12 protein-coding genes and 3 tRNA genes are annotated in these 15,675 nt (G+C 71.5%); 8 read left to right on the top strand and 7 right to left on the bottom strand.

Annotated features, from left to right (window positions below; all coding sequences use genetic code 11):
- Positions 1 to 8 precede the first annotated feature (8 nt).
- Entirely contained in the window at positions 9 to 155 is a 147-nt protein-coding gene (locus tag CP976_RS42905) for a hypothetical protein (protein ID WP_167537228.1), read from the top strand.
- Positions 156 to 277: 122 nt separating this feature from the next.
- Positions 278 to 2,020, top strand: coding sequence for a polyprenyl diphosphate synthase (gene uppS, locus CP976_RS14280; protein ID WP_373304844.1), 1,743 nt, complete (start codon positions 278 to 280; stop codon positions 2,018 to 2,020).
- Between the two features lie 10 nt (positions 2,021 to 2,030).
- Here the strand turns inward: uppS and CP976_RS14285 are convergent, their stop codons facing one another.
- Entirely contained in the window at positions 2,031 to 2,645 is a 615-nt protein-coding gene (locus CP976_RS14285) for an RraA family protein (protein ID WP_373304843.1), read from the bottom strand.
- Positions 2,646 to 2,768: 123 nt separating this feature from the next.
- On the opposite strand from CP976_RS14285, the gene CP976_RS14290 reads away from it, so the two are divergent.
- Together CP976_RS14290 and CP976_RS14295 are read left to right on the top strand one after the other, a co-directional pair.
- Positions 2,769 to 3,785: a ketopantoate reductase family protein gene (locus CP976_RS14290; RefSeq protein ID WP_150480703.1), complete on the top strand. Its 1,017-nt coding sequence runs from the start codon at positions 2,769 to 2,771 to the stop codon at positions 3,783 to 3,785.
- Between the two features lie 74 nt (positions 3,786 to 3,859).
- Positions 3,860 to 4,633 carry a sulfite exporter TauE/SafE family protein gene (locus tag CP976_RS14295; RefSeq protein ID WP_167537336.1) on the top strand — a complete coding sequence of 258 codons (774 nt, stop codon included), beginning with the start codon at positions 3,860 to 3,862 and terminating at the stop codon, positions 4,631 to 4,633.
- A 36-nt stretch (positions 4,634 to 4,669) separates the two neighbouring features.
- Here CP976_RS14295 and CP976_RS14300 read toward each other — a convergent pair.
- The 3 genes from CP976_RS14300 to CP976_RS14310 form a co-directional block, all read right to left on the bottom strand.
- Positions 4,670 to 4,743: transfer RNA gene (locus tag CP976_RS14300), tRNA-Ile, on the bottom strand.
- A 188-nt stretch (positions 4,744 to 4,931) separates the two neighbouring features.
- A tRNA-Asn gene (locus CP976_RS14305) sits at positions 4,932 to 5,004 on the bottom strand.
- A gap of 5 nt (positions 5,005 to 5,009) precedes the next feature.
- Positions 5,010 to 5,082, bottom strand: a tRNA-Asn gene (locus CP976_RS14310).
- 160 nt (positions 5,083 to 5,242) lie between these two features.
- Between CP976_RS14310 and CP976_RS14315 the strand changes: the two genes are divergently transcribed.
- The 4 genes from CP976_RS14315 (at position 5,243) to CP976_RS14330 (ending at position 10,911) form a co-directional block, all read left to right on the top strand.
- Entirely contained in the window at positions 5,243 to 5,548 is a 306-nt protein-coding gene (locus CP976_RS14315) for a YtxH domain-containing protein (RefSeq protein WP_037671666.1), read from the top strand.
- Positions 5,549 to 5,701: 153 nt separating this feature from the next.
- Positions 5,702 to 7,147 (top strand): FGGY family carbohydrate kinase, encoded by a 1,446-nt coding sequence (locus CP976_RS14320; RefSeq protein WP_150480705.1) that lies wholly within the window; start codon positions 5,702 to 5,704, stop codon positions 7,145 to 7,147.
- A 102-nt stretch (positions 7,148 to 7,249) separates the two neighbouring features.
- Positions 7,250 to 8,983, top strand: coding sequence for an ABC transporter ATP-binding protein (locus CP976_RS14325; RefSeq protein WP_150480706.1), 1,734 nt, complete (start codon positions 7,250 to 7,252; stop codon positions 8,981 to 8,983).
- Entirely contained in the window at positions 8,983 to 10,911 is a 1,929-nt protein-coding gene (locus CP976_RS14330) for an ABC transporter ATP-binding protein (RefSeq protein ID WP_150480707.1), read from the top strand. Before CP976_RS14325 ends, CP976_RS14330 begins: the two co-directional genes overlap by 1 nt.
- A gap of 132 nt (positions 10,912 to 11,043) precedes the next feature.
- Here CP976_RS14330 and CP976_RS14335 read toward each other — a convergent pair whose 3' ends face one another.
- The 3 genes from CP976_RS14335 to CP976_RS14345 form a co-directional block, all read right to left on the bottom strand.
- Complete coding sequence (locus CP976_RS14335) at positions 11,044 to 12,336, bottom strand: RNA polymerase sigma factor (RefSeq protein WP_150480708.1); 1,293 nt, start codon at positions 12,334 to 12,336, stop codon at positions 11,044 to 11,046.
- 86 nt (positions 12,337 to 12,422) lie between these two features.
- On the bottom strand, positions 12,423 to 14,345 hold the full coding sequence (gene dnaG, locus CP976_RS14340) for a DNA primase (protein ID WP_150480709.1): 1,923 nt from the start codon (positions 14,343 to 14,345) through the stop codon (positions 12,423 to 12,425).
- A 38-nt stretch (positions 14,346 to 14,383) separates the two neighbouring features.
- Positions 14,384 to 15,649: an NAD(P)/FAD-dependent oxidoreductase gene (locus tag CP976_RS14345; protein WP_150480710.1), complete on the bottom strand. Its 1,266-nt coding sequence runs from the start codon at positions 15,647 to 15,649 to the stop codon at positions 14,384 to 14,386.
- Positions 15,650 to 15,675: the final 26 nt, after the last annotated feature.

The following is a 15,675-nucleotide window of genomic DNA, read 5'->3' on the forward strand; positions in this document are numbered from 1 at the left end:
GACACACGATGAGCGACCAGACCCCGTCCCAGGCCGAAGGCGACCGCGAGGACGACCAGAACACGACCCCCACCCCGACCCCGACCCCGTCCCAGGCGGAGGGCGACCGCGACGACACCACCGCCGCCGAGGAGGAGGACGACAGCAACTCCTAGGCGCTGGTCCGACGCGGCCCCGGCCCACATGCACGGGCCACCGCGCAACCTGACGTACCGTCCTCGTTGTGAGCGATGTACCTCCCGCGAACCCCCGACGGGCAGTCAGGCGAGCGGACTCCGTGCGTGCGGTGATCGGCGACGATCCGGCGCTGCGGGCGGCCTACGGGCTGTGCCGGCGCCGGACCAGGGAGCAGGACCCGGCGGAGTACGCGCTGATCGAGCTGGTGCCCGCGGCGCTGCGCCCGGCCTGCTGGGCCCTGTGGGCGGCGGCCAACGCGCTCGACGACCTGGGCGACGACCGCACCGCGCCCGCCGCCGAACGGGCTGCCCGGGTCGAGGAGTGGATCACCGCCCTGCACCGCGAACTGCCCACCGGCACGAGCCCGGACCCGATCCGCCGCGCGCTCGTCGACACCGCGGCGCGCTGGCGGCTGGACCTGTCTGAACTGCACGGCGCCATGGTCCAGGTCCGGGACGACACCGACGGCAGGCACTTCGCCGACTGGGCCGCGTGGCGCACCTGGGGCCGGGACAACCTGCTGCCCTGGTTCGGCCAGGTCCGTACCCTCTTCGACCGGGTCGGCGTCCCGGTGGCACTGCGGCTGGACACCCGGGAGATCTACGAGGAGTTCCTGGACGGCGTCCGGCTCACGGACATCCTCACCGATCTGTCCGCCGACCTCGCCCAGGGCGATCTCCTCCTGCCCGAGGAGGCCCTGCGGCCCCACCCCGGGGCCGCGGACGACCTGGCGCAGCGGCGCTGGAGCCCCGCCGTCGCCGCCCTGGTCACAGAGCTGACCGGCCAGGCCCGCCGGTGGGTGAGCCAGGACGGTCTCAGCCGCGGGATGCACCCCGGGCCCGCCACCGTCCTGCACACCATGGCCGCCCTGCTGCGCGCCCAGCTCGACGCGATCGGCTCCGCCGGCCCGGCCCTCCTGCGGCGCCCGCCCCGGCCCACGCTCGGCACCCGGGCCCGCATCCTCGTCCCCGCCCGGGCCCGCGCCGCCCTGGCCTGGAGCCTGACCCCGCTGACGGTGCCGCCCGCACGGCCCGCCGGGCACGGCAGCCCGCCCCCGGCCGACCGGACGGCACGCACCCGGACCTTCCGGCCCCCGCCACCGCACCCCGACGGCCATCGGCCCCCGGACATCCCGCCGGACCGGCTTCCCGCCCACGTCGCCGTGATCATGGACGGCAACGGCCGCTGGGCCGAGCAGCGCGGCCTGCCCCGGCACGAGGGGCACCGGGCCGGCGCCACCGCCGTCCGCGAGGTGGTGCACGGCGCCCTGGAGATCGGCCTGCGGCACCTGACGCTCTACACCTTCTCCACCGAGAACTGGCACCGCGATCCCGAGGAGGTCGACGCGATCCTCGACCTCGTGCGCCGCGAGGTCGTCGACGACCCCTTCCGCGACCTCGACGTCCGGCTGCGCTGGCACGGCCGCACCGGCCGCCTGCCACCCGACCTGTCCGACCTCCTCGACCTGCGGGAGCGCGGTACCCGCACCCGCACCGGCCTGACGCTGACGATGTGCATCGACTACGGCGGCCGCGACGAGCTCACCCGCACCGCCGCCGCCCTCGCCCGCCGGGCCCGGGCCGGTCACCTCGATCCCGACCTGATCGGCGAGGAGGACTTCGCCCGGCACCTGCCCCGCCCGGACATGCCGGACGTCGACCTGCTCTGGCGCACCGGTGACGAGCAGCGCATCTCCAACTTCCTGCCCTGGCACACCGCCTACGCCGAGCTGCACTTCACGCCGGACCTCTGGCCCGACACGGACCGCCGCCACCTGTGGCAGGCGATCACCACGTACACCCGCCGCCAGCGCCGCCACGGCACCGTCCCCGCGGGCGCATGAGGGAGTCCGGTCAGCCGGCGAAGCCCTGGTCGCTCAGCGCCTTCTCGACACGGGCACGGTGGTTGGCCTCCCAGGCGCCGAGGGACTCCGCGGCCTCCTTGGCCAGCTTCGCCCGAGCCGCCGCGAGGATCTCCTCCCGGCGGGCGGCGGGGGTGACGACGACGCCTTCCTCGTCGGCGACCACGATGTCGCCGGGGTGCACGAGCACGCCGCCGACGCGGGCCGGCTCACCGAGCGCGCCGGCCTTCTCCTTGGTTCCGGGGATCGGTATGACACCGCGTGAGAAGACGGGAAAGCCCGCCTCGCGCACCTCGCCGAGGTCGCGGATGACACCGTCGACCACGAAGGCCGCGACCCCCCGGCGCTGGGCGACGGCGCACACGTTGCCGCCGGCCAGCGCGTAGTCCACGTCGCCCGACTCCACGACGATGACCGAGCCGGGCTCGGCGCGGTAGATCGCGGCGTGCAGCATCAGGTTGTCGCCGGGCACGCACCGCACGGTGTACGCGGGACCCGCGACGCGGGGCGAGTTCCACAGCGGGCGGATGCCGGTGTCCATGACCTGTGCGCGGCCCAGCAGGTCGGCGAGGGTGGTGGGAGGAACGTCCTGGAAGGGAGAAGTCACACCGGCGATCCAAGCAACAAGGCATCAACCGACGCCACTTGGTTCCAGCCAGTGATCACGCAGGCCCGGCCGGGGAAGAACGCCTGCGGGTACGGTGGCGACGTCGTACCGAGGGGGAGCGGAATGCGCTACATCATCATCGGGTCCGGGGCAGTCGGCGGTTCGGTCGGGGGGCGGTTGCACGAAAGTGGCCGGTCCGTCGTCCTGGTCGCCCGCGGCGCGCACTTCGAGGCGCTGCGCGACAACGGGCTGCGGCTGAAGGTCCCCACCGGCACGCTCACCCTCGACGTGCCCGTGGCGGCACGGCCCGAGGACGTCGAACTGCGCGAGGACGACGTGCTCGTCCTCGCCGTCAAGACCCAGGACACCGTGGCCGCTCTGGACACCTGGGCCGCGCGGCCGGTGGCGGGCGGCGGCACGGCGGGCGAACGTCTGCCTCTGGTGTGCGCCCAGAACGGAGTGGAGAACGAGCGCCTGGCACTGCGCCGCTTCCGTGAGGTGTACGGCATGTGCGTCGTCCTGCCCAGCAGCTACCTGAACCCGGGCGAGGTCGTCGCGCCCTGCGGCCCGTACACCGGCGCCCTGGTCATCGGCCGGTACGGGACGGGCCCGGACGCGACCGCCCGGCGGATCGCGGACGACCTGGAGAAGGCCTGCTTCCTGGCTCCGGTGGTGACGGACGTGATGCGCTGGAAGTACGGCAAGCTCCTCGGCAACCTCGCCAACGTGGTCGAGGCCGTGTGCGGCTCCGCCTCGGACGCCGCCGCGCGGGATCTGATCGCCCGGGCGCAGGCCGAGGGCGCCGCGGTCCTCGACGCCGCGGGCATCGCCTACGCGAGCGAGGCCGAGATCACCGAGCTGCGCAGCGGAACGGTCGACCCGCAGCCGATCGCCGGCGAGCGCACGCGCGGCTCGTCGTGGCAGAGCCTGGCGCGGGGCGCGGGTTCGATCGAGACGGACTACCTCAACGGGGAGATCGTGCTGCTCGGCCGGGAGCACGACGTGCCCACGCCGGTGAACGCGACCCTCCAGCACGCCGCCAGGGAGAGCGTGAGCCGGGAGCCGGGCAGCCTGACGGCCGACGAACTGAGCAGGCGCATCGCAGCGATACAGAGGGCCACCCCCGGCCCAGCGACTTGATCGTGCATGATCAGTGCGAGCCCCTCGACCGCCTGCCGCGCGGCGGGGAGGCGACACATTGATCATGTAAGGAGATGGCGTTGTCCATCTGGGAAGCACTGGCCGTCCTCGCAGCCGGCATCGGAGCGGGCACGATCAACACCATCGTCGGTTCCGGCACCCTGATCACCTTCCCGGTACTGCTCGCCACCGGGCTGCCGCCGATCACAGCCAACGTCTCCAACGCCCTCGGCCTCGTCCCGGGCTCCATCAGCGGAGCCATCGGCTACCGCGCCGAACTCCGCGGACAGGGCCGCCGCGCGCTCGTCCTCGGTATCACCGCTCTCGTCGGCGGACTCGGCGGCGCCGTCCTGCTCCTCACCCTGCCCTCGGAGGCCTTCGACACGATCGTCCCCGTACTGATCGCTCTCGCGCTCGTGCTCGTACTGCTCCAGCCACGCCTCGCCAGAGCCGTACAGCGCCGCCGCGCGGACAACGGCACCACCGGCCGCCCGCACGGCGGCCCCGTCCTCCTCGTCGGACTGCTCCTCGCGAGCGGGTACGGCGGCTACTTCGGCGCCGCCCAAGGCGTCCTGTACCTCTCCTTGATGGGCCTGCTCCTCGACGAGGACCTGCAACGCGTCAACGCCGTCAAGAACATCCTCGGAGCCGTCGTCAACGGCGTCGCCGCCTGCTTCTTCCTCTTCGTCGCCGAGTTCGACTGGACGGCGGTCCTGCTGATCGCCGCCGGCTCCACCCTCGGCGGACAGATCGGCGCCAAGGTCGGCCGCCGCCTCCCGCCCACCGCGCTCCGGGCCGTCATCGTCGCCGTCGGCATCATCGCGATGGTGCAGCTCCTGCTGCGCTGACTCGGTAGAAACGGTTCTGCTGGCGAGAACCGCGAGTGGGGCGGGTGGGACTCGAACCCACGGCCGACGGATTATGAGTCCGCTGCTCTAACCGGCTGAGCTACCGCCCCATAGCGGCGTGTCGCGTACATGTGTGCGCGCCGTCTGCCGCAGCATAGCCGCTCATACGATCTCCTGCTTCGTGTGGTCGGCTTCGCACGGCCTTCGTGACCATGAGGACTGCGACCAGCGCCGCACGGTTCCCAGGAGATCGGAACGGACATGAAAAAGGACCCCTGCGGGGCCCTCGTTCAACATGCTCCCCCGACTGGACTCGAACCAGTAACCTGCCGGTTAACAGCCGGCTGCTCTGCCAATTGAGCTACGGAGGACCGAGCTCCCCGGACTGGACTCGAACCAGTAACCTGCCGGTTAACAGCCGGCTGCTCTGCCAATTGAGCTACCGAGGAAGGTCTCGTTTTGCATCGAACGCACCTACCTGGGTATTCGCCAGGGGGCGCGCGCTCGCTGCGACACATACATTAGCGCAAGCAGGGGGGTGCTTCGCCAATCGGTACTCCCCGGCGCCCGCGCCGCACCGGAGACCCACGCAAGGGAAGGGTGACCGCCATGCGTTACCGGCTCACGTTCGTCGCCGGAGTCGTCCTGGGTTACGTGCTGGGCACGAGGGCCGGACGGGAGCGCTACGAACAGCTGAAGAAGTCGGCCCGCCAGTTCGCGCAGAACCCCGCCGTCCGCAACACCGCGGAGTCGGCGGCCCACCAGGGCCGCGAGTTCGCGGGCAAGGCGTACCACGTGGTGAGCGACAAAGTCGGCGACCGCGTCCCCGACTCGGTGGCCGAACGAGTCCGCCACCTCAAGGAGCGCGCCACCCACAACGGCGGCGAGGACGACTGGGGTACGAGCAATACGTAACAGTTCCTTGTCAGGCGCCGGGCACAGCCACGCCCTCAAGGGGCGCGGGGAACTGCGCGACCAGCCACGACGAGGCCCGCACCCGGAACCCGGCGACATCCCCCACGGCGCCCACGGCTGAAGCCGGCGCAGCGGTACGGCAGAATTTTGGCCATGGGGATAGTCGCCGGGTTGGACAGTTCACCCGATTTCACTCGCATCGTCGTCTGTGACTCGGACACCGGAGCCGTGCTCAGGCAGGGATATGCACCGCATCCGGTGGAGAGCCCCGACGGCGGCCGGCCGTCCGACGTCGACCCGCAGGCCTGGCTGCTGTCCCTGGGCGAGGCCGCGGGCGGCGGACTGCTGGAGGGCGTGCAGGCCATCGGCGTCTCGGCGCAGCAGAACGCCGTCGTGCCGCTGGACGCGCAGGGCAACACCGTCCGGCCGGCGATGGTCGGCGGCGACAAGCGCACGCAGGTCGCGGCGGCCGACCTGATCGACGCGCTCGGCGGGCGCGAGGCGTGGGCGCAGGCGGTGGGGTGTGTGCCGCAGGCCGCGCAGCCGGTGACGAAGCTGCGCTGGCTGGCCCGGACCGAGCCGGAGAACGCGCAGCGCACGGCGATCCTGCTCCAGGCGCACGACTGGCTGGTGTGGCAGTTGCTGGGCCGCCCGATCCGCAGGACCACCGACCGGGGCGGGGCGTCCAGCACGGGGTACTGGTCGGCGGCGACCGGCGCCTACCGGCCCGACCTCGTCGAGCTGGCGCTCGGGCACCAGGCCATGCTGCCGGAGGTGATCGGCCCGGCGGACGCGGCCGGCAGGACCCCGGAGGGGCTGCTGATCTCCGTGGGGACCGGCGAGACCATGGCGGCGGCGTTCGGGCTCGGCATCGGTCTCGGGGACGCGGTCGTGTCGCTGGGCGCGTCCGGGTCCGTGATGGCCGTGCACCCCGAGGCGCTGGTCGACGGCTCCGGGATGATCACCGCTCTCGCCGACGCGACCGGCATGCACCTGCCCGTCGTCACCACGCTGAACGCCGTACGGACGCTGCGCGGGACCGCCGAGCTGCTGGGGCTGCCCGATCTGGAGAGCCTGTCCGAGCTGGCGATGAAGTCGACGCCGGGGGCACACGGGCTGGTGCTGCTGCCCTATCTGGAGGGTGAGCGGACGCCGAACCTGCCGCACACCGCCGGGACCCTGGCGGGCCTGCGGCGCGAGTCGATGAAGGCGGAGCACCTGGCGCGGGCCGCGTTCGAGGGCATGCTGTGCGGGCTCGCGGACGCGCTGGACGTGCTGCGCGCCCGGGGCGTGGAGGTGCGGCGGGTGTTCCTGCTCGGTCCGGCCGCCGAACTGCCCGCCGTGCAGGCCGCCGCGCCCGCGCTGTTCGGGACGCAGGTCGTGGTGCCGCAGCCGGCGGACTACGCGGCGATCGGCGCCGCCCGGCAGGCGGCCTGGGCGCTCGGGATGTCCCAGGGCTCGCTCGACGCACGGACCCCGCCGGTCTGGCAGGGTGCGGTCGCGCAGGTACTGGAGCCCGGGGAGGAGCTGGCCGTGGGGCAGGCGGTGCGGCAGCAGTTCGTGGCGGTGCGGGAGCAGACGCACCCCGGGGCCTTTTGACCGCCTGTTGGGTTAATTCGGTTGAGGTAACGCGGGTGGAGTGTTCGACGATAGGGGCCAGGGGCAACCAACCGCCCCGTCGTCCACTCTGAGAGAAGCAGCGTGCTCATACGACTCCTGCGCACCCATCTCAGGCCCTACAAGAGGCCCATCACCCTGCTGGTGCTGCTGCAGTTCCTGCAGACCTGCGCCACGCTCTACCTGCCCACACTCAACGCGGACATCATCGACCAGGGTGTCGTGAACGGTGACACCGGCTACATCCTGGGCTACGGCGCCCTGATGATCGGCATCTCGCTGGTCCAGGTCGTGTGCAACATCGGTGCCGTGTACTACGGCGCCCGTACGGCGTCGGCGCTCGGGCGGGACGTGCGGGCTGCCGTGTTCGACCGCGTGCAGTCGTTCTCCGCGCGTGAGGTCGGTCACTTCGGAGCGCCGTCGCTGATCACCCGTACGACGAACGACGTCCAGCAGGTGCAGATGCTGGCGCTGATGACGTTCACGCTGATGGTGTCGGCGCCGATCATGTGCGTGGGCGGCATCGTGCTGGCGCTCGGTCTTGACGTGCCGCTGTCCGGCGTGCTGGTGGCGGTCGTGCCGGTGCTGGGCATCTGCGTGACGCTGATCGTGCGGCGGCTGCGGCCGCTGTTCCGGTCGATGCAAGAGCGACTGGACACCGTGAACCGGGTGCTGCGCGAGCAGATCACCGGCAACCGCGTCATCCGTGCCTTCGTCCGGGACGAGCACGAGCAGCAGCGCTTCCGGAAGGCCAACACCGATCTCACGGACTTCGCGCTGGGCACCGGCAACCTGCTCGCGCTGATGTTCCCGATCGTGATGACGGTGGTGAACCTGTCGTCGATCGCCGTGGTGTGGTTCGGCGCGCACCGCATCGACAGCGGCGGGATGCAGATCGGGGACCTGACCGCGTTCCTCGCCTATCTGATGCAGATCGTCATGTCCGTGATGATGGCCACCTTCATGTTCATGATGGTGCCGCGCGCGGAGGTGTGTGCCGAGCGCATCCAGGAGGTGCTGGACACCTCGTCGAGCGTCGTGCCGCCCTCGGCGCCCGTGCGGGAGCTGCGCCGGCACGGTCATCTGGAGCTGCGCGGGGCGGGCTTCCGCTATCCGGGTGCCGAGGAGCCGGTGCTGCGGGCGGTGGACCTGGTGGCCCGGCCGGGCGAGACGACCGCCGTCATCGGCTCGACCGGCAGCGGCAAGTCCACGCTGCTCGGGCTGGTCCCGCGGCTGTTCGATGCGACCGACGGGCAGGTACTCGTGGACGGCGTCGAGGTGGCGCGGATCGAACCGGAGCTGCTCGCGAAGACCGTCGGGATGGTGCCGCAGAAGCCGTATCTGTTCGCGGGCACGGTGGCGACCAACCTGCGCTACGGCAACCCGGACGCCACCGACGAGGAGCTGTGGCACGCGCTGGAGGTGGCGCAGGCCAGGGACTTCGTGGAGCGGCTGGAGGGCCGGCTGGACGCGCCGATCGCGCAGGGCGGGACGAACGTCTCGGGTGGTCAGCGGCAGCGGCTCGCCATCGCCAGGACCCTCGTACAGCGCCCGGAGATCTACCTCTTCGACGACTCCTTCTCCGCGCTCGACTACGCCACGGACGCCGCCCTGCGGGCCGCGCTGGGGCAGGAGACCGCCGAGGCGACCGTCGTGATCGTCGCCCAGCGGGTGGCGACCATCCGGGACGCCGACCGGATCGTCGTCCTGGACGAGGGCCGGGTCGTCGGCACCGGCAGGCACCACGAGCTGATGGCGGACAACGAGACCTACCGGGAGATCGTGCTCTCCCAGCTCACGGAAGCGGAGGCTGCCTGATGGCAGGGCCCATGGGGCGGATGATGGCCGGGGGCGGGCCCGACCAGCGCTCGCTGGACTTCAAGGGGTCGGGCAAACGGCTCGTCGCGCAGTTCCGGCCGGAGCGCGTCACCATCTACGTGCTGCTGCTGTTCGTGGTGCTCAGCGTCGGCCTCAGCGTCGTCGGGCCGAAGATCCTCGGCAAGGCGACCGACCTGGTCTTCGCGGGCATCGTCGGGCGGGACATGCCGGAGGGGGCGAGCAAGGAGCAGGTCCTCGACCAGATGCGGCAGCGCGGGGACGGTGACGTCGCCGACATGCTGCGCAGCACCGACTTCACGCCCGGCGAGGGCATCGACTTCACCGCCGTCGGGCACGTGCTGCTGCTCGCGCTGGGCGTGTTCGCGGTGGCCGGGCTGCTGATGGCGGTGGCGACGCGGCTGGTGAACCGGGCTGTGAACCGGACGATGTTCCGGATGCGCGAGGACGTGCAGACGAAGCTGTCGCGGCTGCCGCTGTCGTACTTCGACAAGCGCCAGCGCGGTGAGGTGCTGTCCCGCGCGACGAACGACATCGACAACATCGGGCAGACGCTCCAGCAGTCGATGGGGCAGCTCATCAACTCGGTGCTGACCATCATCGGCGTCCTCGCCATGATGTTCTACGTCTCCTGGATCCTGGCGCTGGTCGCGCTGGTGACCGTGCCGCTGTCGTTCGTCGTCGCCACGCGCGTGGGCAAGCGGTCGCAGCCGCACTTCGTGCAGCAGTGGCGCTCGACGGGCAAGCTCAACGCGCACATCGAGGAGATGTACACCGGGCACGCGCTCGTGAAGGTGTTCGGGCGGCAGGAGGAGTCGGCGCAGCAGTTCGCCGAGCAGAACGAGGCGCTGTACGAGGCCGGGTTCCGGGCGCAGTTCAACAGCGGGGTCATGCAGCCGCTGATGTTCTTCGTGTCGAACCTCAACTACGTGCTGGTCGCGGTCGTCGGCGGGCTGCGGGTCGCCTCGGGCTCGCTGTCCATCGGTGACGTGCAGGCCTTCATCCAGTACTCGCGGCAGTTCTCCATGCCGCTGACGCAGGTCGCGTCCATGGCGAACCTGGTGCAGTCGGGTGTCGCCTCGGCGGAGCGGGTCTTCGAGCTGCTGGACGCGGAGGAGCAGAGTGCCGATCCGGTGCCGGGCGTGCGGCCCGAGGAACTGCGCGGGCAGGTGGCGCTGGAGCACGTGTCGTTCCGCTACGACCCGGAGAAGCCGCTGATCGAAGACCTGTCGCTGAAGGTCGAGCCGGGGCAGACGGTGGCCATCGTCGGCCCGACAGGTGCCGGCAAGACGACGCTGGTGAACCTGCTGATGCGGTTCTACGACGTCACCGGCGGGCGCATCACCCTCGACGGGGTCGACATCGCGCGGATGTCCCGGGACGAACTGCGCGCCGGGATCGGCATGGTGCTCCAGGACACGTGGCTGTTCGGCGGCACGATCGCGGAGAACATCGCGTACGGGGCGTCCCGGCAGGTGACCCGCGGGGAAGTCGAGGAGGCGGCCCGGGCCGCGCACGCGGACCGGTTCGTCCGTACGCTGCCGGACGGGTACGACACGGTGATCGACGACGAGGGGACGGGGGTCAGCGCGGGTGAGAAGCAGCTGATCACCATCGCCCGGGCGTTCCTGTCCGATCCGGTGATCCTGGTGCTGGACGAGGCGACGAGTTCGGTCGACACGCGGACCGAGGTGCTGATCCAGAAGGCCATGGCGAAACTCGCCCATGGACGGACGTCGTTCGTCATCGCGCACCGGCTGTCGACGATCCGGGACGCCGACGCGATTCTGGTGATGGAGAGCGGGGCGATCGTGGAGCAGGGCACGCACGGGGAGCTGCTGGCGGCGGACGGTGCGTATGCCCGGCTGTACAAGGCGCAGTTCGCGCAGGCGGTGGCGGAGGTCGACTGACGGGTTGCCCGCCGTTGGGGCTGGGCGCGGGTGGGTGCGCAACCCGGCGCTGCGGGGTGCCGCTGCGCCCACCCGTGCCGCCCTCGGCGGCACGACTGCCCGCAGCCAGGCCGCGTCAGCGGCACCCGGCGCTCAGTCCAGATAGCCCCTCAACTGGTCCGCGAAAGCGTGGTCTCTCAGCTTGTTGAGGGTCTTGGACTCGATCTGCCTTATCCGCTCCCTGGTGACGCCGAAGATGCGGCCGATCTCCTCCAGCGTGCGGGGGCGGCCGTCGGCGAGGCCGTAGCGGAGCTGGACGACCTTGCGCTCCCGCTCCCCCAGCGTCGACAGGACCGCTTCCAGGTGCTCCTTGAGGAGGAGGAACGCGGCGGATTCGACGGGGCTGGTGGCGTCGCCGTCCTCGATGAGGTCGCCGAGGGCGACGTCGTCCTCCTCGCCCACGGGCGCGTGCAACGACACCGGCTCCTGGGCGAGGCGCAGCACTTCGCTGACGCGCTCCGGGGGCAGGTCGAGGTGGGCGGCGACCTCTTCCGGCGTCGGCTCGTAGCCCCGTTCCTGGAGCATGCGGCGCTGGACGCGGACGACGCGGTTGATGAGCTCCACGACGTGCACGGGCACCCGGATGGTGCGGGCCTGGTCGGCCAGGGCGCGGGACATGGCCTGGCGGATCCACCAGGTGGCGTAGGTGGAGAACTTGTAGCCGCGGGCGTAGTCGAACTTCTCGACGGCCCGGATGAGCCCGAGGTTTCCCTCCTGGACGAGGTCGAGCATGGTCAGCCCGCGCCCGACGTAGCGCTTGGCGACGGAGACGACCAGGCGCAGGTTGGCCTCGATGAGCCGCCGCTTGGCCATCCGGCCCATGACGACGAGACGGTCGAGATCCAGCGCCAACTGGCTGTCCAGGTCGGGGGCGAGCCGCAGCTTCTCCTCCGCGAACAGGCCGGCCTCGACGCGGCGGGCGAGCTCGACCTCCTCGGCGGCGGTCAGCAGGGGGATGCGGCCGATCTCCCGCAGGTACTGGCGGAACAGGTCCGAGGAGGGGCCGCTGGTGTCGGCGCGGGCCGGCGGCGGTTCGACGGCTTCGGGAGCCTCGGCCGTCTCGATGGCCCCGGCGGGCGGCTCCTCCGGTTCCGGCTCGGGGCGGAGCACGACGCGGCCCCGCGCCGGGACCGCGGGAAGGACGTCGTCCTCCGCGTCCGGTGCGGTGCCGCCGGCGCCGGGGGCAGCGCTGACGTCGGTCTGGGTGAGGGTCTGGGTCTGCACGGGGGCGACCTCCAGGATGATCGCTGCCAAGGAGTACGGCAGCGGTACTTCGGGGGCGGAGTCGGCGGCCTCGCCGCTGTCCGTCCCGTACGCGATGAGCGGAACCGCGGGGGTCTGGGACCCGTCGGGGACGGATCGGCCGCGCTCCGAGGACTCAGGCACCGGAACCCAGTGTGGGGTAAGACACATCGTCGCCACGAGGGGCGTGCGATGACTTTTTGCTTCCGGTCCGTGACCGCGCGGTGACCTCAGAGCGCGGCGGCGCCGTGTTCCCGCAGGGCCTGGTCGTACTGCTGGAGGACCCAGAGTTCGTTCTGCACGGCGGCGAGCTGGGCCGGGTCGCCGTGGCTGCCGAGGCGGGTGAGCTGGCTCGTGATGTCGCGGATGCGGCGCTCGACGGCGCGGCGGCGGACGGTGACCAACTGGGCGCCCGCGTAGGTCTCGTCGACGCCCTTCACGCCCTTGTGCAGCAGGATCGCCTCGACGGCCAGTTCCGTCACCATCGCGCGGACCGCGTCGTCCGGTGCGGCCTCACGGACCTTGACCAGGTAGTCCTGGGGATCCACGACGCCCAGTTCGGCGCCGCCGGCGTCCATGATGGCCTGGCGTACGGCGGCATAGGGCGGGGCGGTGAACTCGTCGACGCCGTACGCGTCGAAGGCCGGGGAGACCAACTCGGGGCGCTGAAGGGCGAGTTTGAGGAGCTCGCGTTCGGTGGCGTAGACGGGGTTGCGCAGGTTGAGGGCCGGGCCGCGGGGGCCGGCGGACGGCTGGGCGGAGGCGTACTGCTGCGACCCGTGCCGGTGGCGGTCCGGGGCCGGGCCCTTGCCGCCGCGGTCGCGGGCCCAGCGGGCGAGCTGCGCCACGCGCTTGACCACGAACTGGGTGTCGAGGATGCCGAGCATGCCGGCGAGCTGGACGGCGACCTCGTGCTGGGCGCCGCTGTTCTTGATGCGGGCGACGATGGGGGCCGCCTCGTCCAGGGCGGCGGCGCGGCCCGCGGGCGTGTCGAGGTCGTAGCGGACGACGATCTGGCGGAGGGCGAACTCGAAGAGCGGGGTGCGGGGTTCGACCAGGTCCGCCACCGCCTCGTCGCCCTTGGCGAGGCGCAGGTCGCAGGGGTCCATGCCGTCGGGGGCGATGGCGATGTACGTCTCGGCGGCGAACTTCTGGTCGTCCTCGAACGCGCGCAGGGCCGCCTTCTGGCCGGCCGCGTCGCCGTCGAAGGTGAAGATGACGCGGGCCGAGCCGTTGTCCATCAGCAGCCGGCGGAGGATCTTGATGTGGTCGCCGCCGAAGGCCGTGCCGCAGGTGGCGATGGCGGTCGTCACCCCGGCCAGGTGGCAGGCCATCACGTCCGTGTAGCCCTCGACGACCACCGCGCGGCTCGTCTTCGCGATCTCCTTCTTCGCCAGGTCGATGCCGTACAGCACCTGGGACTTCCGGTAGATCGCCGTGTCGGGCGTGTTGAGGTACTTGGGGCCGTTGTCCGCCTCGTACAGCTTGCGGGCGCCGAAGCCGACGACCTCGCCGCCGATGTCGCGGATGGGCCACATCAGGCGGCCGCGGAAGCGGTCGATGGGGCCGCGGCGGCCCTCCTGGGCGAGGCCGGAGAGGATGAGCTCCTTGTCCGTGAAGCCCTTGCCGCGCAGATAGCGCGTGAGGTGGTCCCAGCCCTGGGGGCTGTAGCCGACGCCGAAGTGGACGGCGGCGGCCTGGTCGAAGCCGCGCTCGGCGAGGAAGACCCGGCCGGTGTCGGCCTCGGGGGAGGTCGCGAGCTGTTCCGCGTACCACTCGGCCGCGATCTTGTGGGCCTCGACCAGGCGGATCCGTTCGCCGCGCTGGTGGGAGGGGTTGTACCCGCCCTCCTCGTAGCGCAGGGTGATGCCCGCCTGACCGGCCAGGCGCTCGACCGCCTCCGAGAAGGAGAGGTGGTCGATCTTCATCACGAACGTGATGGTGTCGCCGCCCTCCTGGCAGCCGAAGCAGTGGAACAGTCCCTTGCTGGGGCTGACCTGGAAGGACGGCGACTTCTCGTCGTGGAACGGGCAGAGACCCTTGAGGTTGCCGCCGCCCGCGTTGCGCAGCTGGAGGTACTCGGACACCACGGCGTCGATCGGGACCGCGTCCCGTACCGCCTTCACGTCCTCGTCGTTGATCCGTCCAGCCACGCAGCGATTCTACGGTGGTGGAGTGACAGTCCTGACGGCTAGGAGGCGAGGCTGTCCAGCGGCGCGTTCGGGTCCGCCAGTGCCTCCGTGTTCACCCTGGCCTTGGAGCGGATCAGGTGCTGGATCTTGTCTGTGACGTCCCACACGTTCACGTTCATCCCGGCCAGCACCCGGCCCTCCTTCACCCAGAAGGCGACGAACTCGCGCCGGCTCGCGTCCCCCCGGATCACCACCTGGTCGTACGTCCCCGGCGGCGCCCAGCCCGAGTACTCCATGCCGAGGTCGTACTGGTCGGAGAAGAAGTACGGCACACGGTCGTACGTCACGTCCCGGCCGAGCATGCAGCGGGCGGCGGCCGGGCCGCCGTTCAGCGCGTTGGCCCAGTGCTCCACCCGCATGCTGGTCTCGAAGAGGGCGTGGTGGAAGGAGGCCACGTCGCCGGCCGCGTAGATGTCGGGGTCGGAGGTGCGCAGCCGCTCGTCGACCACGACGCCGCCGCCCCGCGCCCGGTCGGCGATCTCCAGCCCGGCCGCCTCCGCGAGGGCGACCCGCGGGGCCGCGCCGATCGCGGCCAGGACGTCGTGCGCCGGGTGTTCCTCGCCGTCGTCCGTGCGGGCCGCGAGGACCATGCCGTCCTGGCCGACGATCTCGGTGAGCCGGGTGCCGAACTGGAAGCGGACGCCGTGGTCGCGGTGCAGGTCGGCGAAGAGCTGGCCGAGTTCGGGGCCGAGGACCGAGTGCAGCGGGGTCGGCCCGCGGTGGATCACGGTGACCTCCGCGCCGTACTCGCGGGCCGCCGCCGCGACCTCCAGGCCGATCCAGCCGGCGCCCGCGATCACGAGGTGGCCGTTGTCCCGCCCGAGGTTGGTCAGCACGTGTTTGAGCCGCTCGGCGTGGGCGAGGCGGCGCAGGTGGTGGACACCGGCCAGGTCCGTGCCCGGGATGTCGAGACGGCGGGGCTCGGCGCCGGTCGCCAGGAGCAGCTTGTCGTAGCGGACGACGGTGCCGTCCTCGCCGAAGCGGACCGTCTTCGCCGTGCGGTCGATCGCGTCGACGGTCTGGCCGAGGTGCAGCTCGATGTCGTTCGCCGCGTACCAGGCGGGCTCGTGCACGAAGACGCTGTCGCGTTCCTCCTTGCCGAGGAGGTATCCCTTGGACAGCGGCGGCCGCTCGTAGGGGTGGTCACGTTCGTCGCAGATCAGTATCACGCGGCCGGTGAAGCCCTCCGCCCGGAGCGTCTCGGCCGCCTTGGCGCCGGCGAGTCCGCCTCCGACGATGACGAATGTCTGATCCGCGTCGACCACTTGGTGCCTCCTCGTAAGGGTGTCGC

Source organism: Streptomyces coeruleorubidus, assembly GCF_008705135.1.
GTDB lineage: Bacteria > Actinomycetota > Actinomycetes > Streptomycetales > Streptomycetaceae > Streptomyces > Streptomyces coeruleofuscus.

Bases quoted from the DNA above. Each gene is read 5' to 3' on its own strand.
- CP976_RS14290 (WP_150480703.1), top strand. From the start codon at position 2,769: ATGCGCTACATCATCATCGGGTCCGGGGCAGTCGGCGGTTCGGTCGGG.
- CP976_RS42905 (WP_167537228.1), top strand. From the start codon at position 9: ATGAGCGACCAGACCCCGTCCCAGGCCGAAGGCGACCGCGAGGACGAC.
- CP976_RS14295 (WP_167537336.1), top strand. From the start codon at position 3,860: ATGGCGTTGTCCATCTGGGAAGCACTGGCCGTCCTCGCAGCCGGCATC.
- CP976_RS14330 (WP_150480707.1), top strand. From the start codon at position 8,983: ATGGCAGGGCCCATGGGGCGGATGATGGCCGGGGGCGGGCCCGACCAG.
- CP976_RS14315 (WP_037671666.1), top strand. From the start codon at position 5,243: ATGCGTTACCGGCTCACGTTCGTCGCCGGAGTCGTCCTGGGTTACGTG.
- CP976_RS14320 (WP_150480705.1), top strand. From the start codon at position 5,702: ATGGGGATAGTCGCCGGGTTGGACAGTTCACCCGATTTCACTCGCATC.